Origin of the sequence: Arcicella rosea, assembly GCF_040543805.1 — a bacterium.
Lineage (GTDB): Bacteria > Bacteroidota > Bacteroidia > Cytophagales > Spirosomataceae > Arcicella > Arcicella rosea.
In genome coordinates, this window is the sequence record NZ_JBEUMS010000001.1 from 702,096 (window position 1) to 724,781 (window position 22,686).

The window sequence follows — 22,686 nt, forward strand, 5'->3', positions numbered from 1 at the left end:
TAAATTTTTGCCATGATTAGAGTCCCTTCCCTTATACACGCTGGTGAATTTCAATCCTTGAAAATTCAGGATATGACTTTCGTTGCCTATCGCAACCAAGACCCACCACTCAAAAACGAAGTGTTTTTTGAAGAACATGCCATGATTTTTGTCTTGGAAGGGGAAAAGCGTTTTACCTTGCCTAGCCAGACGATTCATGTGCGCAAAGGAAGTGTGGTGTTTATACCGAGAGGCTATTATTTAATGCAAGAAACCATTGATGCGAGCTACAGAAGTTTGGTTTTTTTCTTTAACGAAAAGCTTTTGAAAGAATTTGTCAGCCAACATTTGGAGCTTTTTGAAGAATACCAAAGTAGCCAAGCCTTGCAGGTAATGTGGAATAATGCGAATCAGTTATTGGTTCTGGAAATCACGGAGAGTTTGGATAAATTCACAGAATCTATCTTCCCATATTTTAATCATGAAACGCAATATTTGAATCATTTCTTACGATTAAAACTACAGGAATTACTTTTGCACATTCTGGAAATTGACCATTCAAAACAGTTTAAATCAATACTTTTTAGTTTGTACAAAGGCGAGAAACCTGATTTAGCTTTTTTGATGAATTCTTATTATTTAAAACCACTTTCATTAGAAGAATTATCAAGACTTTCAGGCAGAAGTTTGTCGGCATTTAAAAGAGATTTTCAACAAGAATTCAATACAACACCAGCCCTTTGGATAAAAAATAAACGTTTGGAATACGCTTGTTTACAGATAGAGAAGACAGAGAAAAACGTTTCGGAAATCAGTATGGAAATTGGTTATGAAAGTGTCTCACACTTCATAAAAGCCTTCAAAGAAAAATATGGGCATACGCCTTCGGCTTTGAAGAGATAGGGTTGATAAAATACTTTATCCCAATTTCATTTTACTTTATGAGCATTCAATCTTACTAGATGACTATTCTATTTTACTTTATGGGCATTCAATCTTACTAGATGTCAATTGCATTTTACTTTATAGGCATTTAATCTTACTAGATGACTATTACGTTTTACTTTATGGGCATTTAATCTTACTAGATGCCAATTCCATTTTACTTTATGAGCATTTAATCTTACTAGATGTCAATTCCATTTTACTTTATGAGCATTTAATCTTACTAGATGACTATTTCATCTTAATTATAGTCATTGTAAAATACAATTACAGGGATAGGAAAGCATTAAAGACTGATAAATAAAAAGAGGAGCTTGATACCAAACTCCTCTTTTTATTTTATTTCACTTCAAAAAAGCCTTCGCCGATTTTGTAGCCTTCTGCATATAATTCTATGATATGTTTGCCATCTTTATAAGCTTGTCCACGACTGTAAACGAATTCAACAGATTGATGACTGTTATCATAAACAATCCTTTGTTTGGCTGTATAAGTAACATCTTTGTTTTTATACGTAAAACTGCCAGAACCAGTACTCATATCTGCAACAGACTGACCAGCAGGGTCGATAATTCTTAAAAAAATCACTTTCGCTTCTCTTGTCGTCAATGGATTTTCTTGCAAATAGAAAGTGATTCTTACTTTATCTACTTTTTTAGATTTATAAACGCCGCCATCACTTTCTTTTCCTTTGGTTGAAATCGCATAAACATTAATACTTTCAGCATGAAGAGCCGCCGCTTGAGAAACCTTTTCGGATAGTTCTCTATTACGTTCAGATAATTCTTTTTGGCGAATTGTATAATTAATGGCAGAATCGTTCAAGGCTTTTTGAGCAAAAGTAATGTCTTCTAAAAGTGCTTGAGCTTCCTTACTCAGCGAATCGTTCATCGCTGCGAGAATGCCATTCTCTTTTCTTAAACTCACTAATTCATTATCTTTCTCTCCTAATAAAGTAAGGTATTTTTTGAATTTCAACTCATACTTTTTCATTGAAAAACCTACTGATTTCTGCAAAGCAATTTTATCTTTTTGCAATTGTTGCTTTGCACGAATCAACTCACTTACATCACCACCCAAACGTTTAATTTCAATAATTTTTGTATTTAACTGATTTTCTATCGAATCTAATTTGGTACTTGCTACTAACAAATCCTTCGCTTGTAAATCGCTTAAGTCTTCGTTTCTTTTATTAAACTGGCGTTCTCTGAAATATAAAAAGCCCAATGCTGTAACTAAAATAATCAATACAGCAACGGCGATTTTAAGTTTCTGTTCACTTTGTCTATTTGGATTATACTCCTCCATTGGCTAGTATTTGATAATTTATGTTTGTATTAACTTTAAACGTTATAAGTTTGGTTTAATTTTGCAAAACTAAGTGTTTGCCCCCGATTACACAAAAATACAAATATTTACCAATCATTTTTGAGCTGAAACCATGAGCATCGCAAAAAATTTAGAGCATATCAATCTTCAATTACAGGGCACTACAGCACGATTAATTGCTGTAACTAAAACTAAACCCATTGCTGATTTGGAAGAAGCCTATCAAGCAAACTGTAAAACCTTTGGCGAAAACAAGGTTCAGGAAATGGTTGAAAAATGGGAAATCTTGCCTAAAGATATTGAATGGCATTTGATTGGTCATCTACAAAGTAATAAAGTAAAGTATATGGCTTCCTTTGTAGCAATGATTCATTCTGTTGATTCTTTAAAACTACTTCAGGAAATTAATAAACAAGCTACTAAAAATAATAGAATTATCGACTGTTTATTACAAATTTATATTGCTCAGGAAGAAACTAAATTTGGATTATCACAAGATGAAGCCAAAGAGCTTTTACAATCTGATGAGTTTAAAAGCATGAAAAACATCAAAATTGTAGGCTTGATGGGTATGGCAACGAATACGGACGACCAAGCGCAAATCAGATTAGAATTTAGAAGTTTAAAAACGTTTTTTGATGAATTAAAGGCATCAATTCCTGAAAGTGATACGCTACAATTAAAAGAAATTTCAATGGGAATGTCAGGCGATTTTCTAATTGCTGCCGAAGAAGGTTCTACTTTGGTAAGAGTTGGTTCAGCTATTTTTGGACATCGCTAATTTTTGAGTGATGAGTGTTGAGTGTTGAATGCGGAGTTGTAATTTTTGTAAAAGCTCAAAATACTTTGCAAGGCAATTAAACCAGCCTTGCAAAGTACTTATTTTAACTCTCTCTTTTTATCTTTCATTGCATATTTTAATACTACTTTTTTCCTAGAAACAGTTTCCAGAAAAGGCTTTAAAATTTGCTCTGCTGATTTTTTAGTTTGCTCCAGAATCCCCATTTCTTTCGCCGATTGTGCTACTTGTACTTCTGCTTTTTTGAAAGCGTCATCTACCAATTTTGCTTCATCCATAAAAGCATATTCTGTATTATAAACCTTTGATTTTGAATGGTCTATTTTAAAACTACAGATTTCTGGTTCTGGTAAATGAACGACCAATATACTGTCTTGTTCGGTAATATCGGCAACTCTAATCTTTGTTAAATCCAAACAGCCTGTAGCTTCGCCTGTAACGATTAACAATACTTTAGCATCAGGCAAAAAGTCTTTTTTAATACGACTTTCTACCACATCTCTAAAATTATACTTTACCAACTCCAATTTTCCCATTGAAGTAATCTTTTGTAAAAGCACGCTATGCGATACTTCTGGTTCGGCATCTCCAAAAGGATTTTTGAAACTTTTAAATTTTTCCCATGCCCAAACAGCCAAAAGAATCAATAAAATCAAAGGGATTAAACGAAGTAATCTACGATATATAAGCATAGTATTGAGATGATATTTATCTAAAAACAAAAAACCCACGAAATAATTCGCAGGTTTTGAAAGTATTATTTATCGAAGATTAGTGACTGTAAGCAGAATTATCTGTTTGTTTTTCTAAGTCAAATAATTCGGTCAATACATCTACTAATTGATCTGCATCTCCACGTTTGCAAGCCGCTTTCAATTGAATTACTGGCAACTTCATGATTTTTTGCACAATGCCCATCGTGATTTTCTCGATTTTCTCAGATTCTTCTGGTGAAAGATTCTTTAAATGGCGAGCCATCTCTTCTTTACGAATTTGCTCAAGTGCATTTTTCAATTTATTGATTGTTGGTGAAACAACCATTTCTTTCGACCAATCATCAAAACCAACAATAGCTTCTGCAATGATTCTTTCTACATGAGGAATCGACGCTAAACGACTTTTCAGGGCTTCATCAGCACGTTCACGAAGACTATCAATGTTATAAACTAAAGCTCCTGGAATTTCCTCTACATTATCTTCTACACTTCTAGGAACTGATAAATCAATAAAATATTTGAAAGTAAGAATTCCGATTCTTTCGATTAATTCTTTGGTAACAATTGGTTTATCAATCATCACTGAAGAAATAATTACATCGGCTCTTTTCACTTCTCTTTCTAAAGTAGAAAAATCAGCAATTCTGAAATTACGTCCCGCAGCGATTTTCTCAGCTTTAGCACGAGTACGGTTCATCACCGTGATTTCAGCAAATTCTTGGTCTGCCATGTTTTTGCAAACATCGATACCTATTTCGCCTAAACCTAAAATTAATACTTTCGGATTGTTGATATTTCTAGTTACTTCTTCTGTCAAAGCTACAGCAGCATACGACGTAGAAGCAGCACCGTCACGGAAAGAAGTTTCTTGAGCAACACGTTTGTTTGCAAAGAAAATCGTGTGCATCAAACGGTGAAGGAATGGACCAGCCATATTCAAATCAGCAGCGATTTGATATGATTGTTTTACTTGATTAGGAATTTGTAAATCGCCAACAACTTTTGAATGCAAACCAGTTGCTACTTCAAAAAGATGCTGAACCGCTTCTGCTTGTGTATTAAGTTGTTGGAAATAATCAAAATATAATTCAGTATTGGTAATTCCTTTTTCGATTAACAATACTTTGATTAATTCAGCCGTGATATTTTGTTCGGCTACATAATATACTTCAGTTCGGTTGCAAGTAGAAACAACAAGGCTTTCTTGAATGCCAAACAAATCTCTAATTTTAAGCGAGAAATTTTTAATTTCTTCCTCCGTTAGAGCTACTTGTTCTCGCACCGCCAAGGGAGCAGATTTATATGATAAACTTAATGCTTTGAAAATATTTTTCATGACTCCTTACAATTCCGATTCGCTTCAACAAGAAAATATCCTTGTTTTCAAGCTATACAATTAAACAATTTGTAACGCTGTGTGCCATATTTTCACAAATTGAATAATTGTGTAAAATTACAACACGAATGATTATGATTGGCTCTAATAATGGCTAATTATTTATACTTATCTATAATTTAGAATACATATAAATAAGACGCTTATTCTTTGTTCTGTATTCTAAAAAAAATACAATTTCACTGTTTTCTAATTTTGTCGAAAGGTAGTAGAGTTTTTACGCTTCGAAACTGACTTTAATCAATTTTAATGTTAATATTAATTAGCTTGACTAACGAGGAGTATTCATTTTATTCCATTCAAAACCTTTACTTCACAAAAGTAAACAAAGATACTTGATAGTAAAAATTGATATTTTGTATATCACAATAGCTTTTAGCTATAATTCTATTCAATAAAAAAGGCAAAAGGTATTCTTGAAATGGAACATTAAATTCTATTCTGAAAAAACCTTTTACCTTTTTCTTTGTAAAACTATTGCCCTACAATATCTCCCTTAAGACTCGCCAAAACTGTCAATAATTGAATTTTTGTTCTTGATTCAACTTTGAATTTTACTAAAGATGCGGTTAAATCTTCCACCAAAGCGTTGAAATGTGCATCTGTAATTTTCATTCCTTTATGAGCCGTTTTCATATCTAAGCCTGTATATTTTTCTGGCCCACCTGAAGCTTGACCTACTTGGTTCACAAGATTCATTTTCAAACGATTCAAACGAGCTGGATCAGCCGCAGCAGCAGCAAAAAAAGCATTGATACGAGCATCAGCAGCCACTTTTCCAATAAAATCATCAATCACGGCAGTAATTGCTGCATTTCCACCTAAACGTGCATAAACAGTAGTCGAACCTTCAACAATATCGCCTTTCATGGTAGCCAAAGCAGTCAACAATTCTGTTTTTTCAGTTGTTGGTACTTTGAATTTATCAAGTGATAGTGATAAATCTTCTACCAAAGCATTAAAATGAGTCTCTTCAATACCCATTCCTTTGTGAGCCGTTTTCATGTCAAGTCCCGAATACTTTTCCATTCCACCTGTTGCCATTCCAACTTGGTTAATCAAATTGTTGCGCAATCTTGTAAGACGAGCAGGATCTCCAGCAGCATCTGCAAAGAAAGCGTTGATTCTTGCATCAGCAGCTACATTCGCAATGAACTGGTCAATCACTGCTGAAATGGCAGCATTACCCCCCAGACGGTCATAAAGCGATTTTACAGGAACTACTTCATCATCTTTACTGCAAGATGTAAACACAAGCATTCCTGCCATGAGGAATGCGCCCCATAGTTGCATTGTTTTTTTCATGTTTTTAAAAATTTTACCGATGACTGTAAGAGTTTTGCACGCTCGTTATGCACAACTTTTACGATTAATTTTAAGACTGTTCGAGCAATGAAGATTAAATTTTAATAGTCAAGAAGTAATAAAAGCTTTATAGGATTATTGATTAAAAATGCACTGTTAGTAATACTTATCGAAAACATAATGCTTTTTTCGCTCCTAGTATAAAATCGATGTATTCTGTAGGAACTGGACATTGCGGACCTTTGAAAGCAGTAAAATCTAATTTCGAAGGTTTGAAAGCCTCAGAAGTTAGCAATTTGGTCAATGCTTCTTCTGAGGTTTCGTCTTCATGGAAAGTAACACTTACGGTTTTTCCAATGCGGTTTACTGTGGCAGCAGTAATACCTATGTTAGCGGATAATTTGTTGGCGATGTTGATACTATCTTGAACCGATAAGTCACGGTCGAGATTAAAAACAGCTAGGGAAATTGGTTTTAAATTCAAGCGTTCAGAAAGTGGCGGTTCTTGCCAATTGGCATAAACAACAAAAGCAACGAAAAGACTTAAAATGACAATGCTTGTTACTTTGAATATTTTGGTTAGCGTTTGCATGGCTGAAAATATTTATTTGGAAGTTCTTAGATATGTTTTTCACTCAACAGACATATCTACGAAAGACATTTCATTTTGGATTGCTGGATTTGAAAAAATAACTAGAAAAATAAAAAACGGGGAATCTCCTCTCAGAAATTCCCCGTTTCGGTTAATACTTAATTGTTGTCTTAATATCCTTTTTCCCAGACTTCGTGTACTCTTTCGCCTGTAGCACTTTGCCCAGCATGAATCCAATCTTTGCCATTGATTACGCAGTCGTATTCAAATGAATTATTCACTTCTTTGTTTCTTTTCGAAGAAAAAGTAATTTTTTCAATATACTTCTCTTTTTTCTTGCTAAACGTACCGCCAAAAGTTCCAAAAAACTGATGTGTATCAATATTGAAACTCGCCGACTGAAAGTGTTCTCCAGAGAATATTTTTATTGTTTTAAAAGGTCCTTTAAAAACAGTTTGCATTTTAAATGCTTTGTCTTCTTTTGCTCGTAAACGCCAAAGTGCATTTGAAAAAGGTTCTGTACTTAATTTTTCAGTGATTCGTAACCAAGTACCAGTCAATGGACCTTGAACAACGGTTAAAGTATTTTTATCCAAAGAAAAAATATTTGCTACCGTTAAACCTACCAAAGTAGAATCTTCTGTATTAAAATCTCTTTTGAAGGATAAAATAGTTTTTGAATCTGCTTTTAATATTTCAAAAGTACCTCCACCTGTATTGACAAAATGTTTATCATTGGTTTGATAAGTAGCAAACATTAAATAGTTTTCAGTACAAATCAACCTTGAAGTATTGCCATTAGGGTTTACTTGTTGCCATACTCCATTGATAGACTGAGCAAACAAAACATTGCTAAGCGTTAGACAAAAACAAAAAACGAGTAATAATATTTTCCTAGTCATTGAAATGATTAAAGTATTGATAATGATTGAGTAATCAACGAAACATTCATGGTCTTTCGCATAAATACTTTATTTGTTTTTCCCAATGAGTTTTAATACTTCACTAGCGATTTCTTTCGCCGCTTCTGGTTTGGCTAATTGATGAATATTTTTGCTGAGTACTTCTTGTTTTGAAGCATCTTGCAATAAATCAATCGTTGCTTTCACTAAGCTTTCTCTGGCAGCAATATCTTTTACCAAAATAGCAGCATCGTTATTAACCAAACTCATGGCATTCATGGTTTGATGATCTTCCGCAGCCGTTGGCAAAGGCACTAAAATAGAAGGTTTTGCCGCCAAACATAATTCAGAAACCGATAAAGCTCCCGCTCTTGAAACGACCACATCAGCAACTGCATAAGCCAAATCCATTTCATAAATAAAATCAGAAACATAAACCTGACCTTTGAAAACACTTGCAGTCGTTTTGGCTCTGTCGATATACAATTTACCTGTTTGCCAAACTACTTGATAACCCGCACCAACCAAATTGGTTAATCCTGCATCAATGGATTCATTGATTGTTCTAGCACCTTGGCTTCCACCAATTACTAAAACTGTCTTTTTATCAGTTTGCAAACCGAAATGTTTTAAAGCTTCATCTCGTTTTGATTTTACTTCTAAAATATCTTTTCTGACAGGATTGCCCGTCATTTTTATTTTTTCTGCATCAAAAAAAGTATCCATTCTTGGATAAGCCACACAGATTTTTTTTGCTTTTTTCGCTAGTAATTTATTGGTAACGCCCGCATAAGAATTCTGTTCTTGAATCAAGTAAGGAACCCCCATCATAGATGCCGCTAACAATAATGGCCCAGAAGCGTAACCTCCTACTCCTACTGCAACGTCTGGTTTAAAATCTTTAATAATACTCCTGGCTTCGCTCAGGCTTGCGATTAATTTTCTTGGAAAGCTAAGATTCGCTAATAAATTAGAACGATTGATTCCCGCAATGGGTAAACCAATAATTTGATAACCCGCTTTGGGTACTTTTTCCATTTCCATTTTTCCTTCTGCTCCAACGAACAAAATTTCAATAGCAGGATTTATTTCCTTTAAAGCATTAGCAATAGCAATGGCGGGATAAATATGTCCGCCTGTTCCTCCACCTGAGATGATGACTTTGGTCATTTGAATGATAATTAAGCAATAAGTTTTAAGCCTTAAACTAAAAACTTATTTTGGTACTGTTAAAAACAAATAGCTGACAGCTAAGGGCTGATAGCTTATAAAATTGGATTTTTTACTTTATCTCTACTCACAGCAATAATAATTCCGACCATTGCACCCGTGAACAAAAGGGAGCTACCACCCATACTTAAAAGTGGTAAGTTTTGCCCCGTAACAGGCCCTAAACCAGTAGCAACGCCCATGTGTACCATTGCTTGAATCACTAAACTAAAGGTTAGTCCAGCCGAAAGTAAGCCTCCGAAGGCTCGCCCAGAACTATCCACGGCTTTCATTCCTCGATATAAAAACCAGAGATAAAGCCCCAAAACAAATACGCCACCAATCATTCCCCATTCTTCGATAATGATGGCATAAATAAAGTCAGATTCAGATTCTGTTAAGAAGTATCGTTGTTGACTTTTTCCTGGCCCTTTTCCTAAAACTCCACCGTTGGCGATGGCGTAAAAACTCCGTTCAATTTGATAATCGGAAGTCTGTGAAGCGTCTTTTTTCTTCGTTCCTTTTAAACCACTAGCAAAGTTGATAACACGGTTTCTGGCTGTTTCGATACGGCTACCTGTTCCGGTCATAACCAATAAAGTTGCCGTAATGAAAATACCCGCTAAAGCCAATAGTAAATATTGGCTAGGTACTCTTCCGAAAAACATCAATAAAAAGCAAGTTGTAAATAAAAGTAAGGAAGTAGAAACGTTGGTGAGTGCAATTGCCGAACAAACCAAAATGATTTTTACAATCATCGGTAAGATTTCATTAAAAGTATAACTCACATGTTGTCGTTTGGCTAACATTGCAGCCAAATTGGTGATTAAAGATAATTTGGCTAAATCGGAAGGCATAAATGTTAAACCACCAACATGAATCCAACGATTGGCATGGTTAATTCCCTGTTCGAATTTATAAGCATAAATCAAGAGTACAAAAGATAGAATTACACCAGCATTGGAATACATCGCAAAACGATGGTAGTCTAGTCGATGAAAAAACCACATCGAACCCAGCCCCAACGAAACCAAAATAATATGTTTAAAGATATGATAAAAAATACCTCCACTAGCCATTACCGCTAATTTCCCAGATGCACTTGATACGACAATAATACTTATCATCGACAAAGCTGCAACGATAGTCCATATCTGATGATCGCCTTTAAGATTACTTTTTAACCAATTTGTCACCATTTTTTCAATGAATTTTTGAAATAATATTTTGTTTAAGCAATTGTCAATGCTGATACAGCCGCTTTGAATTGTCTTCCTCTGTCTTCGTAATTTTTGAATAAATCAAAACTAGCACAAGCAGGCGAAAGTAAAACTACGTCACCTTCAGTGGCTACTTCTTGCCCAAGTGTAACGGCTTTCTTCATACTATCAACCGAGAAAATCAAGGGTACTTTTTTACCGAAGTAATCTAATAATTTTTGATTATCCGTTCCCATGCAAATCAAGGCTTTTACTTTTTGTTCAACCAAGTCTTCAATTTGACTATAATCATTGCCTTTATCAACACCGCCCATGATTAGCACAATTGGATCGTTGAAACTACCCAGTGCATAAAAAACAGAATCAACATTTGTTGCTTTTGAATCGTTGACAAATTTTACTCCTCCAACTTCTCCACAAGGTTCAAGGCGATGTTCTACACTTTTGAATGATTTTAATCCTTCTGCAATTTTATCGTTTTCAATGCCCAATACTTTTGCAACCAAAATAGCAGACATTGCATTGATGGCATTATGCGAACCTTTGATGGGCAAATCTTCTAAAGCAAATGAGAAATGATTTTCTTGATAAGTAACCTCAAGCCTTTCGTTTTGTAAACTTCCTCCTTGTGCTACTTTTTCTTGTAATGAAACTGGCAGATAATTGACTGGGAATGTCTTTTTAGCTAATTCATTTGCTAGTGCTTCACTTTCTTGATAAAAAATAAAGTTATCAGAAGGTGTCATATTTTGTAAAACTCTGAATTTAGAATCTACATAATTCTGAAATTCATAGTTATATCTATCCAAATGGTCGGGCGTGATATTGAGTAAAATAGCAACATCAGCCCTAAATTCGAAACAATTATCCAACTGAAAACTGCTAAGTTCTAATACAAAATAATCAAGTGTATCATCAATTACTTGTTTGGCAAAACTATCGCCAATATTACCTGCCAAGCCGACATTCAGCCCTGCATTTTTCAGTAAATGATAGGTTAACAGTGTGGTCGTTGTTTTTCCGTTACTTCCTGTAATCGCAATGATTTTTGCTTTTGTATAACGTGAAGCTAATTCAATTTCTGAAATAATAGGAATTCTAAGCGATTTCAACTTTTGAACTAAAGCAACTTTATCTGGAATTCCCGGACTTTTCACTACTTCATCAGCATCTAAAATTTGTTCTTCTGTATGTTGTCCTTCTTCAAAAGGAATCTCATTTTGATTCAAAATTTCCTTATACTTGTCTGATAAAATACCCTTATCCGACAAAAACACCTTAAAGCCTTTTGCTTTTGCCAATAAAGCTGCACCAACGCCACTTTCACCTCCGCCCAAGATTGCGATTTTTTTCATATTCCAGAATTTGTTATGTTCTCAAAATTCAATTTGCAAAGTAATCAAAACTCTGTCCTCTTTTAATATTTTTGATGGAAAAAATAAAAGCCCAAAGTAATTATACTTCAGGCTTTGTTGAAAAATATCAAAATTTTTATACTTTTTATTCAGCTGTTTTGTTAGCAATTCCGGCTTTGTTGGCAGCTTTGATGATAAAAAAAATCACTAGAGCAATAATTAAAAACTGAACAGTAACTTGGATGAAATTTCCGTATTTCACTTCCGCCTTACCTACCATGACAGACAAGGTGGCAAAATTTTCGCCTCCTAATGCAATACCAATAATTGGCATCAGAATATCATCTACTAAGGAAGTAACGATTTTACCGAAAGCACCTCCGATAATTACACCAATTGCCAAGTCAAGGACATTGCCCTGGGCAATAAAACTTTTAAATTCTTTTAGCATTGTTCTGAGTGTTTTTAGAGTAATTGACAATACTAATATGGTGAAAATCTTAGAAAGTATGTAAGAAACCTAAACCTAAATTTCTAGCCTGCTGAATTTTAGTGCTTAAATCGTCATCATAAAGTAAAATGAAATCAAAAGTAGCACTAAAATACTTGTTGATTTTAGCCGCAACTTTCGCATCAATTCTATTATCAATATGTCCTAAAGAGTTGGCATTGATAAAAACTTGATGACGTAATTTCAAGTTGACATTTTTAGCAATATCTTTATCAAAGTTTGATACGATTTGAATTAAGGCAAAATCATTACGAAACTTAGAGCCTACTCGTACACCATAAGCTGGTTTCAATTCACCAGTTATTGGGTCTTTTTCTCTTACACCATTGTCTGTTACAATTGTCTGACGAATAGCACCTGGCGATGCTACCATGCTAAAAAAAGGTTTTGGTCGCCATTCAAACCCGATAGATTCTGTAATATAAGCAGGCGATAAAAAGTTAGAAATCTTTATATCATTGGCAGCAACGTCGCCATATTTATAACCCGAAGTAAATTGTGATTGAAAGTTGAATACTCCAACCAAAGCCCATGTAGGAGATATTTTATGACCAACTTTTGAATCAAAAAACAAGCGGTCGATACTTTTTCTAAAACCGTTACCATTATTGAGCAAGCCATATTGCATTTGCAAATCGTTTACCCAAGTAGTTTTTGCTTTAGCGTATTCTCTTTTTGTATTAAAAAAAACGGTGAAACCTGTAGCATTTTGCCCTCCAGGGCTCCAGTTACTAAAATCAGCATTGCTGAAATTAGCACCATACTGGGTTTTCTTTTTCCAATACGAAGTATCTTTTTTTATTTCTTTAGGCTTTACTTCCTGTGGTTTGGTTTCCTGCGGTTTAACTTCTGGTGTTTTTACTTCTTGAGGCTTTACTTCTTGACTTTTTACTTCTTGAGCAAAAATGTTCGACGAATAAAATAAGCTTACGATAAAGAAGAGAAAATGCTGTTTCTTCATAATATATTTTTTAGTCCGTTATTTATAATTTCCACAAATAACGGACTAAAGTATTTTATTCTTATTTGGCACTGTAGTTAGGTGCCTCTTTTGAAATGGTAATATCGTGTGGATGGCTCTCTCTTGAACCAGCCGCAGTAATTTTTACAAACTTCGCTTTTTGCATGGCTTCGATGTTTCCTGCACCGCAGTAACCCATACCAGCTTTTAAGCCTCCAACCATTTGGTAAATGATTTCAGCTACAGCACCTTTGAACGGTACACGACCAACGATACCTTCTGGAACTAATTTCTTAATATCATCTTCTGCATCTTGGAAGTAACGGTCTTTTGAACCATCTTCCATTGCTTCTACAGAACCCATACCACGGTAAGTTTTGAATTTACGTCCTTCAAAAATAATCATTTCACCCGGTGCTTCGTCTGTACCAGCCAACATTGAACCAATCATAACGGTACTTGCACCGCCAGCGATTGCTTTTACAATATCACCAGAGAAACGAATTCCACCATCAGCAATAATTGGAACGCCTAAGTCTGCAACGGCTAAAGCAGCTTCATAAACAGCAGTTAATTGTGGCATACCCACACCAGCAATGATACGAGTAGTACAAATACTTCCCGGACCAACACCTACTTTTACGGCATCAGCACCTGCTTCGGCTAAGGCTCTTGCACCTTCGCCAGTTGCTACGTTACCAACAATTACATCAAGATTTGGGAATTTTGCTTTTACTGATTTCAAAGCATCAATTACTCCTTTTGAATGTCCGTGTGCAGTATCAATACTTACTACGTCAACACCAACTTTTACTAAAGCTTCTACTCTTTCTAATAAATCAGCAGTAACACCTACGGCAGCACCTACTCTTAAACGACCTAATGAATCTTTAGAAGCATTTGGATGACTTCTTCTTTTCAAAATATCTTTATAAGTAATCAAACCAATTAGTGTATCATTCTTATCAATAATTGGTAATTTTTCAATTTTATATTCTTGTAAAATGCTTTCTGCATCTTCAAGCGAAATACCTTCTTTGGCAGTAATAAGATTATTTTTGGTCATAATCTCAGTCACCAATTTGGTCAAATCTTTCTGAAAACGTAAATCTCTATTAGTAAGAATACCAATAAGTTTTCCTGCATCATTCACAACTGGAATACCTCCAATTTTGAAATCACGCATAATGCGGTGAGCATCTCCCAAGGTTTGTCCTTCAGTAAGTGTAATTGGGTCGATAATCATTCCTGATTCCGAACGTTTTACTTTTCTTACTTGAGCAGCCTGCTGGGCAATCGTCATATTTTTATGGATAATTCCGATACCACCTTCTTGAGCCATAGCAATAGCCAACTCAGCTTCGGTAACAGTATCCATCGCAGCAGAAACAATTGGAGTATTTAAAATAATGTTACGAGTAAGTTTTGATTTCGTACTTGTATCTCGTGGAAGGACTTCAGAATAAGCGGGAAGAAGAAGCACATCATCATATGTGAGGGCTTCGAAAAGGAACTTGGATGTATCTAACATGGCAAATATCGTTGATATTGTTATTTGCAAGACAAAGTTACTACCTTTTTTGTACTTTTAAAAGATTCATGAAAAAATTCTTATTAAATAATTGTAAAATTCTAATTCGATGAAATTCTTGATTAATTTTTATTATGCTCTGTAAACGAAAACTTTAACTGAAGGAAAAATGTACACTTCACTACTCCAGACTTTGCTATTGCAGATTGGTACTCCAACTACATGCAGTTTTCTCAGCATTAAAAAGCCATGAAGTAAATAAAATCTATACCGCATTGTAAGGTGTTTAATTACTGAAATAAAAACGATAAAATACTTCAACAGTAAACTGGTGCTTTCAAGGCATATTTTGCCGATTTAAATCAGTAAAGTATGATTAATCAGGACATATAGAAAAGCTTGTTTTTTTAATTTTGAGAAACCTTAATATTTTCAAAACCTTATGAAAAAAACACTCTTTATCTTTTTAATTATTATTACCCAAAAATCTATTGCTCAAGATTTTAAACCTTACGAGCAGACCATTCCAAATACTTCAGTAAAATACAAAATGATGCCAATTCCCGCTGGGGAATTTATGTTAGGAAGTCCCGCTTCTGAACAAGGACATGAAGCCGACGAAAGCCCACAAGTAAAAGTAAAAATTGAACCTTTTTGGATGGGGGCTTATGAAGTTACTTATGATGAATATCAATTATTCTTTGAAGAAGAAAGAGACCCAGAACCTAGACCGGATGCTATTACTCGTCCCAGTCCTCCGTACATAGATTTCACTTTGGGCATGGGCAAAGTTGGTGGTTTTCCTGCTAATTCCATGCAACAATACGCCGCCTTGATGTATTGTAAATGGTTATATTACAAAACAGGAATTTTTCACAGATTGCCTACAGAAGCTGAATGGGAATATGCTTGTCGTGCAGGAAGTAACACCACATTTTTCTTTGGAAATGATGCTTCAAAAATGTCAGATTACGCTTGGTTTAAAAGTAATTCAGGAGATAAATATCATCATGTAGGCGAGAAAAAACCAAATGCTTGGGGTTTGTACGATATGCTTGGCAATGTAGCAGAATGGACTTTAGACCAATACGATGAGGCTTTTTATCAGACTATAAAAGATGGTGAAACCAATCCTTATAATGTAAAATTAAAACGTTATCCAAGTACTGTAAAAGGTGGGAATTATCAAGATGAAGCCATTCAATTAAGAAGTGCTAATCGCCTGAAATCGGATGCAGTTTGGAATAGAAGAGATCCGCAGATTCCGAAAAGTAAATGGTGGAATGCTGATTCTCCCTTTGTAGGTTTCAGAATTATTCGTCCAGTAAAACAGCCAAACAAAGAAGAAGTTGAGGCTTTTTTTGAGAAAATGTTAAAATAGTAATAAGCTGTGAGCTATGAGCCATAAGCTTTGAGTAATCAGTTTTTAGCTTCTTTCTTTTTTTATGAATATAAATTTAAAAAACTCACAGCTCGTAGCTCAAGGCTTACAGCTCATAGCTCACAGCTTACCCAAAAATAAACAATTAACTAAACAACTATGAACTTTAACAGAAGAGATTTCGTCAAAAGTACTTCTATCATTACGGGTGGAATACTTACTACTCCGTTTTCATCGGAGGCTTCTTTTTTCAACAGTAATTCTGATGATACTATCAAAGTAGCTTTAATAGGTTGCGGAGGTAGAGGTACAGGAGCAATTATTCAGGCATTAAGCACTAAGCAAAATGTGAAATTAGTAGCGATGGCTGATGCTTTCAAAGACCGTTTAGATGGTTGCTTCGAGCAAATCACTAGCGATGATTTTGCTCATTTAAAGGCTAAAATTGATGTACCAGCCGACCATAAATTTACTGGTTTTGATGCTTATCAAAAAGCGATTCCAATGGCAGATGTAGTGATTCTGACTACTCCTCCAGGTTTTCGACCAATTCATTTTGAAGCAGCAGTAAATGCAGGCAAGCACATTTTCATGGAAAAACCTGTGGCAACCGACCCCGCTGGAATTCAAAGAGTATTAGCCGCTGCCGAAAAGGCAAAAGCTAAAAAACTAAATGTTGTGGTTGGTTTGCAAAGACGTTACCAAAATTCATATCGTGAATTAATGAAACGTTATCAAGATGGAATGATTGGCGACATCGTTTCGGCTTCTGTTTGGTGGAATAATGATGGCGTTTGGACCAAACCAAGAGTGGCTGGACAAACTGAAATGGAGTACCAAATGCGCAACTGGTATTATTTTAACTGGCTTTGTGGCGACCATATTACAGAACAACATATTCATAATATCGACGTAATCAACTGGGCAAAAAATGGTTATCCTGTAAAAGCAAGAGGCACTGGCGGACGTGAAGTAAGAAAAGGAAAAGATACAGGAGAGATTTTTGACCACCATATTGTAGAATTTGAGTATGCCGATGGAACGATTATGAATTCTCAATGCCGACACATTAAAGGTACTTGGGCTAAAGTAGATGAATTAGCGGTTGGAACAAAAGGGAAAATCCAGTTTGATGCTGCCAAAATCACCGACCACAAAGGAAAGCCTTTGTTCTCTTTTGATAAAAAGACAAAAGAAAATCAGCCTTACCAAACCGAACATGATGAATTATTTGCAGCCATCGCTAAAGGTGAATATAAATTTGCTGATGCAGAAAATGGAGCAAAGTCAACGATGACTTCTATTTTGGGAAGAATGGCAACTTACTCAGGACAAGTAATTGAATGGGATAAAGCCATTAATTCGGGCATTGATATTATGCCAAAAACTTTTGCTTGGGATGCAGATATGCCTCTTAAACCAGATGCCTACGGAAATTATCCAGTAGCAACTCCGGGGAAAACCAAGTATTTTTCATAAAAAAACAAAAGCAGTCCGAAATAAAATCGGACTGCTTTTTTATCATGAATACTTAACAACAACCACTTCCAGGTGTGCAGCAAGACGCATTGGCTAAATCAGCTAAATTGATTTTTACTTTCTCTTTCTTCACGCCATCAATGGCTGGTTTTTCAGCATAAACTGTTACGCTATAAATCCCAGTTCCAGATGCTAAAAAGGCTTTTAAAGCATCAATAGAAAGATACTCCATCAAAATATTGTCGGGTAAAAATATTGGCTTTTCTTTCTGAACGGTGATATTGTCGAAACCAGCTTCTTTAATCAATTGAAGGTATTCATATTTTTGAATCGCTCCCGATACACAGCCTGCGTACATTTCTGCGGCAGCTTTTAGCCCTTCTGGCAATTCGCCTTCTAAAACAATATCCGAAATACTAAAATGTCCGCTTGGTTTCAATACTCTAAAAATATCTTGAATAACATTTCTTTTGTTGGGTACTAAATTCAGCACACAATTACTTACAATTACATCGGCTACATTATCATTAACTGGCATATTTTCAATATCGCCTTCTCTGAATTCTACATTATTATAACCTAATTTTTCAGCATTTCTTCTGGCTTTATCAATCATGGCTTTTGTAAAATCAATCCCGATTACTTTACCTGTAGCTCCTGTTTCTGCACGAGCGATAAAGCAGTCATTTCCTGCACCAGAGCCTAAATCAATAACAGTATCTCCTGCTTGAATATTTGCGAAAGCTGTTGGCAACCCACAACCTAAACTCAAATCTGCATCAGGATTATAACCTTTTAAATGTTCGTAGCTTTCAGACATGATGGTATAAGTACCAGAAGGTCCGGCACCACAACAAGTTGAGGCATTATATTCGGCTGATTGAAGGGCGATTTCCCCATATTTTTCTTTAACAATGTCTTTAAAATTTTCTTCTTGCGTTTTCATAATAATCTTGTTTTTTATATGAAAGAACCCGAATCTTAAAAATGGACGCAGGTTTTTAAATATTTCTTTTGAAAAAATAACAAAAGCTCAACACTATCGTTATATTTATAAAAATTCTTGAAATAATAAAATATAACACTATGGATATTTTTCATTTCGATTACGATTTTCAGGAAAACTCTCAGGGAGCTGGCAACGATTTACAATTATTAGAGGAAAAATGGCTTGGCGATTCTTTAGTCGGTTATTTAGTAGAATCACAAACGCAAGACTGGCTTATTTCTCTGGTTTTTGTTTCAAGAGAAACACCTTTAAAATTCGTGATTAGAAAGTTAGAAAAAACGCCTTCACATGTAAAAATGGAGCAGTATCGTATTCTTTCTTCTAAAACTTCCAGACTTTTAAAACCATTTTATGAAGCTTCTTTGAATTAATTTTCGTGGAAAGTTAAGCACAAAGACATTCTCCTTTTTTGTTTCGTATTTCAATTATGTTTCCGTAAGCATCTACTTTTACGGGACAGCAATCCATGAGCTTTTGTTTCAATTGCTCTCTGCCACGTTGTACTCTTGATTTAGCTCCTGAAACTGAAATACCTAATTTTTCAGCTAATTGTACTTGCGATAATCCTTCAATATCTACTAAACGAAGTGCCTCTTCGTACTTTGGGTCAAGGTCTTGTCTAAAATGTTCAAGCCATTGGGCTACCATCGTGTTCAGTTCATTTTCGCTAAAATATGTTTGTTCTAAATTGTTTTGATAAACAGTATCTTCTTGCTCAAGTGCTCTTTTCTTTGAACGAAAGTAATTTAAAACTGTATTTCTAGCAATCTGAAAAACCCATCCAGCTAGGCGTTCTTCTTCTCGCAATTCATGTAAATGTTGATGAATCTTTATAAATACTTCTTGCAGAAGATCGTCGGTCACCTCAGCATTATGTGTTTGATTCCGAATAAACTCTTTGACAGGTTTACTGAAGTCTAACCAAATCTGATTAAATTTTATGGCTTTGGATGTGGATATTGCATTCATAAAACGAAGTTTTTCTGAAAGACGCCTTTTTATTGTAAAGGACGCAAAAAAGGCGAACATTTAGCAAACGTTCGCCTTTTTTACTTATTAGGCAACTCAACTTCTGAAGATTGAATCTTTTAAACTTCAGTGCCTAACGCTTCCTCAATCATTTCTTCTTCCTGAAATAATCTGGCTTCCATTACTTCTGTGGCATTTACTTCAAAGAATTTCTTATGAATATTAAATGTTTCATCTCCACATTCAGTTGGCGAAGCACATTGTATAAAAGAACCATCTTCCTGCATGGTATAAGCATTGACATTGTCTTTCAAATTCCAATCTAAAATATGAATGGCTTGTTGTTTAACTTGTGTGCCATAAATTTCAAAAAGGGATTCAATTCTACGGTCAAAACTTCTTACCATTACATCGGCCGAACCGCCATAAACTTTAGGTTCGCCATTGTTATGGAAATAATAAATACGAGTATGTTCCAAGAAATCTCCGACGATAGAACGTACTGTAATATTTTCAGATAAACCTTTTCTTTGCGGACGCAAACAACAGATTCCTCGAACAATCAATTGAATTTTTACACCTGCTTGTGAAGCTTTGTATAATTCATCAATCGTAATTTTATCTTGTAGGGAATTGATTTTAAAACAAATCCCACTTGGTAAACCAGCTCTGGCATTATCTGCTTCGTGCTGAATCATTTTTACCAAACTCTTACGCATATCACGTGGAGCCGTAATCAATCTTTGATATGAATGCGGTTGGGAATGTCCAGTAATTACGTTGAAAAACTCAGAAATATCTCTTGTCAATACTTCATCTGTCGTAAGCAAACCTATGTCGGTATAAAGTTTAGCAGTATCTTCATTATAATTTCCAGAAGATAAATGAGCGTAACTTTTCACCATATCTCCTTCATTTCTAATTACTTGAAGGAGTTTTGTATGAGTTTTCAATCCTGGAATTCCATAAATCACAAAACAGCCAGCTTTCTGTAAACGAAGTGCTTCACGAATATTATTTTCTTCATCGAAACGTGCTTTCACTTCAAACAATACCGAAACGTGTTTACCGTTTTCTGCTGCATGTAAAAGGGCCTCTGCAATGCGTGAATGTTTTGAAATTCTATAAAGTGTAATTTTAATCGCCAATACTTGTGGGTCTTCGGCTGCTTGTTCAAGCAATTGGAGTACTGGTTCAAAATTGTTGTAAGGATGATGTAGGAGTATATCTCCTTGTTTCATCGTTTCAAAAATATTTTCTGGTTTTTGTGTTAGCTGACCCAAGGCTGGCACTGATGCTCTTTGGGCAACTTGTTTTGATTTTAATTCTGCATGTTTGATAATTTGCCAGAATGCTGTAAAATCAATCAACGTATCGCTGAAAAAAATATCGTTTTTTTCAAGCTTCCAACGCTTCAACATCATCTGTAACATCCATTCCGAACAACCACCTTCCATTTCTATTCGGGTTACTCTTCCCAAACGACGGTCTTTGATTTTCTTCTTGATTTCGTCAATAAAATCTGTTTCAGAATCTTCATGCTCTACCAAATCAAAATCGCCATTTCTGGTAATTCTGAATAAAGCTACAGATTCAATTTCTACATTTTTATAGAGTTTCCAGATTTCATGACGAATGATTTCTTCGATTGGTAAAAACATGATTTCGTCTTCACGTTCTACCACATAAAAGCGTTTTAAGTTTTGTGGAATTTGTACAAAACTAATTTTTCTACTTTCGTTGATGTTACTTTCAGTACGTTCGCCTTCGCTTTTGGTGACAACCCCAAAAATCAAGGTTTTGCCCAATAAACTCGGGAAAGTATGCGTATGGTCGAAAACCATAGGCGTAAGCATTGGGTAAATGGTACGATTGAAATAATCAAGTACTTGTTCCATTTCCTCATGATTGAGGTCGTTCAAGCCGATTACTCTAAAGCCATTTCCTAAAAATTCTGGGAATAAATCTTCTTTATACAATCTTTGTGTTTCGGTCACAAAAGATTGTGTAGCAGCCATCAAAGTCTTTTTGAAAGGCAATTCTCTCAAACCTGAGTAATCTGTACGTTCTTTACCATAGTCGATGTAGTTATACAAAGAACCTACACGGATGGTAAAAAACTCATCAAGATTTGATGCTGTAATGGCTAAAAATTTTAATCTATCGAAAATATTTCTGCGAACGTCTCTTGCTTGGTCAAGTACTCTTTCATCAAATTTTAACCAACTTAAATCACGGCTGATATAGTCAGACTTTTCAATGACGTCATACGATTTGTTAATGACTTTTTCAAGACGACGTTTCTCATCTGGCGTTTGCTTTGTATTCATAAAATTATTTAGAAAGGAAAAAAGATTCCCCACAAGAGAATCCTTTACTCTACTGCGTTTTTTGTATTTGGGAATCATTCCACTCATGTCTCAACAAAGTTAAATCTAATCAGAATATATCCTCTATTATGAAATTATTAAATTTTCAAACTCACTCTTTTTTGATTTGCACTTCGTCAGCTACCAAATTAGCGAGTAATTGTTCTAGGTTTTTTAGTGTTTCAGGACTACCGTGATAGTCTGTAATCTTTAATTTTTTCGACTCATCATTGAAAGCGATAATCGTAGTAGGTAAATCGCTAATATGGGCTTCATAACTACTTTTGAAGTTGAAAAAATTAGCTTCTCTGAATGTTTTCTTGAGTTGCGCCACTGTTCCTTTCTTCAGTTTTTTAGTATGTAAACCTATTGTTCCAACAAACCTCTCGCCTTCAAAAACTAAACTATCGTTTTCAAAGACATTCAACTTATATACGGGACAAGTACCGTAACAAGCTGTTTTCTCTAAAGTAAAAATAGTTTTGGCAAGGTTTTCCGCATTTTTTGCAGTTTGCTCCGAATTGGCATTTGCAAGTTTTCGGGTATTCTTACAAGCTCCTAAAAGCAAGATAGTTAGGCAAAAAAAACTGAAGTTTTTCATCGTTTCAAAAAATTATGATGTATAAATTTGAACGCTCCTTCTATTAAAAATATTATATAAAACCTTGCGATTTAGCTAATTTAAGGCTTTTCGCTATTTAATATATAATAGGATTAAAATATTTTTTG

At 34.9% G+C, this 22,686-nt stretch carries 21 protein-coding genes; 5 read left to right on the top strand and 16 right to left on the bottom strand.

All coding sequences use genetic code 11. The features are described from left to right. The first annotated feature begins 12 nt into the window (after positions 1 to 12). Positions 13 to 882: an AraC family transcriptional regulator gene (locus ABID42_RS03170; RefSeq protein WP_367282391.1), complete on the top strand. Its 870-nt coding sequence runs from the start codon at positions 13 to 15 to the stop codon at positions 880 to 882. A gap of 381 nt (positions 883 to 1,263) precedes the next feature. On the opposite strand, the gene ABID42_RS03175 is transcribed toward ABID42_RS03170, so the two are convergent. Beyond that, positions 1,264 to 2,232, bottom strand: a complete 969-nt coding sequence (locus tag ABID42_RS03175; protein ID WP_367282392.1) for a DUF8428 domain-containing protein — start codon at positions 2,230 to 2,232, stop codon at positions 1,264 to 1,266. A gap of 133 nt (positions 2,233 to 2,365) precedes the next feature. Between ABID42_RS03175 and ABID42_RS03180 the strand changes: the two genes are divergently transcribed. Beyond that, entirely contained in the window at positions 2,366 to 3,034 is a 669-nt protein-coding gene (locus ABID42_RS03180; protein ID WP_367282393.1) for a YggS family pyridoxal phosphate-dependent enzyme, read from the top strand. Positions 3,035 to 3,132: 98 nt separating this feature from the next. Here the strand turns inward: ABID42_RS03180 and ABID42_RS03185 are convergent, their stop codons facing one another. The 11 genes from ABID42_RS03185 to guaB all read right to left on the bottom strand — a co-directional run bounded on the left by ABID42_RS03185 (position 3,133) and on the right by guaB (position 14,750). Next, a complete protein-coding gene (locus tag ABID42_RS03185; RefSeq protein ID WP_367282394.1) occupies positions 3,133 to 3,744 on the bottom strand; it encodes a DUF4230 domain-containing protein in 612 nt (203 codons plus the stop codon). A gap of 79 nt (positions 3,745 to 3,823) precedes the next feature. Beyond that, positions 3,824 to 5,104, bottom strand: a complete 1,281-nt coding sequence (gene hemA / locus ABID42_RS03190; protein ID WP_367282395.1) for a glutamyl-tRNA reductase — start codon at positions 5,102 to 5,104, stop codon at positions 3,824 to 3,826. Positions 5,105 to 5,638: 534 nt separating this feature from the next. Continuing rightward, positions 5,639 to 6,469, bottom strand: coding sequence for a group I truncated hemoglobin (locus ABID42_RS03195; protein ID WP_367282396.1), 831 nt, complete (start codon positions 6,467 to 6,469; stop codon positions 5,639 to 5,641). A 166-nt stretch (positions 6,470 to 6,635) separates the two neighbouring features. Then, the gene (locus ABID42_RS03200) at positions 6,636 to 7,061 is read right to left on the bottom strand and encodes a hypothetical protein (RefSeq protein ID WP_367282397.1); all 426 of its coding nucleotides are present in this window, start codon (positions 7,059 to 7,061) and stop codon (positions 6,636 to 6,638) included. Between the two features lie 170 nt (positions 7,062 to 7,231). After that, positions 7,232 to 7,963: a hypothetical protein gene (locus tag ABID42_RS03205; protein ID WP_367282398.1), complete on the bottom strand. Its 732-nt coding sequence runs from the start codon at positions 7,961 to 7,963 to the stop codon at positions 7,232 to 7,234. 69 nt (positions 7,964 to 8,032) lie between these two features. Further along, the gene (murG, locus tag ABID42_RS03210) at positions 8,033 to 9,133 is read right to left on the bottom strand and encodes an undecaprenyldiphospho-muramoylpentapeptide beta-N-acetylglucosaminyltransferase (RefSeq protein ID WP_367282399.1); all 1,101 of its coding nucleotides are present in this window, start codon (positions 9,131 to 9,133) and stop codon (positions 8,033 to 8,035) included. Positions 9,134 to 9,228: 95 nt separating this feature from the next. Next, a complete protein-coding gene (locus ABID42_RS03215; protein WP_323257670.1) occupies positions 9,229 to 10,371 on the bottom strand; it encodes an FtsW/RodA/SpoVE family cell cycle protein in 1,143 nt (380 codons plus the stop codon). 32 nt (positions 10,372 to 10,403) lie between these two features. After that, positions 10,404 to 11,747 (bottom strand): UDP-N-acetylmuramoyl-L-alanine--D-glutamate ligase, encoded by a 1,344-nt coding sequence (murD, locus tag ABID42_RS03220; protein WP_367282400.1) that lies wholly within the window; start codon positions 11,745 to 11,747, stop codon positions 10,404 to 10,406. 145 nt (positions 11,748 to 11,892) lie between these two features. Next, positions 11,893 to 12,198 (bottom strand): large conductance mechanosensitive channel protein MscL, encoded by a 306-nt coding sequence (gene mscL / locus ABID42_RS03225; protein WP_367282401.1) that lies wholly within the window; start codon positions 12,196 to 12,198, stop codon positions 11,893 to 11,895. Positions 12,199 to 12,247: 49 nt separating this feature from the next. Then, positions 12,248 to 13,219, bottom strand: coding sequence for a DUF3078 domain-containing protein (locus ABID42_RS03230; protein WP_367282402.1), 972 nt, complete (start codon positions 13,217 to 13,219; stop codon positions 12,248 to 12,250). A gap of 61 nt (positions 13,220 to 13,280) precedes the next feature. Further along, positions 13,281 to 14,750: an IMP dehydrogenase gene (guaB, locus tag ABID42_RS03235; RefSeq protein WP_323257678.1), complete on the bottom strand. Its 1,470-nt coding sequence runs from the start codon at positions 14,748 to 14,750 to the stop codon at positions 13,281 to 13,283. A 442-nt stretch (positions 14,751 to 15,192) separates the two neighbouring features. Between guaB and ABID42_RS03240 the strand changes: the two genes are divergently transcribed. Further along, the gene (locus tag ABID42_RS03240; protein ID WP_367282403.1) at positions 15,193 to 16,131 is read left to right on the top strand and encodes a formylglycine-generating enzyme family protein; all 939 of its coding nucleotides are present in this window, start codon (positions 15,193 to 15,195) and stop codon (positions 16,129 to 16,131) included. 159 nt (positions 16,132 to 16,290) lie between these two features. After that, positions 16,291 to 17,610: a Gfo/Idh/MocA family protein gene (locus ABID42_RS03245; protein WP_367282404.1), complete on the top strand. Its 1,320-nt coding sequence runs from the start codon at positions 16,291 to 16,293 to the stop codon at positions 17,608 to 17,610. A 52-nt stretch (positions 17,611 to 17,662) separates the two neighbouring features. Here ABID42_RS03245 and ABID42_RS03250 read toward each other — a convergent pair whose 3' ends face one another. Continuing rightward, positions 17,663 to 18,556 carry an arsenite methyltransferase gene (locus ABID42_RS03250; protein ID WP_367282405.1) on the bottom strand — a complete coding sequence of 298 codons (894 nt, stop codon included), beginning with the start codon at positions 18,554 to 18,556 and terminating at the stop codon, positions 17,663 to 17,665. Between the two features lie 140 nt (positions 18,557 to 18,696). Here ABID42_RS03250 and ABID42_RS03255 point away from each other — a divergent pair, with 140 nt between their 5' ends. Next, positions 18,697 to 18,990, top strand: coding sequence for a hypothetical protein (locus ABID42_RS03255; RefSeq protein WP_323257685.1), 294 nt, complete (start codon positions 18,697 to 18,699; stop codon positions 18,988 to 18,990). A 13-nt stretch (positions 18,991 to 19,003) separates the two neighbouring features. Here ABID42_RS03255 and sigZ read toward each other — a convergent pair whose 3' ends face one another. The 3 genes from sigZ to ABID42_RS03270 all read right to left on the bottom strand — a co-directional run bounded on the left by sigZ (position 19,004) and on the right by ABID42_RS03270 (position 22,558). Further along, positions 19,004 to 19,588 carry an RNA polymerase sigma factor SigZ gene (gene sigZ, locus ABID42_RS03260; protein WP_323257687.1) on the bottom strand — a complete coding sequence of 195 codons (585 nt, stop codon included), beginning with the start codon at positions 19,586 to 19,588 and terminating at the stop codon, positions 19,004 to 19,006. 119 nt (positions 19,589 to 19,707) lie between these two features. Next, positions 19,708 to 21,918, bottom strand: coding sequence for a polyphosphate kinase 1 (ppk1, locus tag ABID42_RS03265; RefSeq protein WP_367282406.1), 2,211 nt, complete (start codon positions 21,916 to 21,918; stop codon positions 19,708 to 19,710). Positions 21,919 to 22,069: 151 nt separating this feature from the next. Further along, complete coding sequence (locus ABID42_RS03270; protein WP_323257691.1) at positions 22,070 to 22,558, bottom strand: DUF6438 domain-containing protein; 489 nt, start codon at positions 22,556 to 22,558, stop codon at positions 22,070 to 22,072. Positions 22,559 to 22,686: the final 128 nt, after the last annotated feature.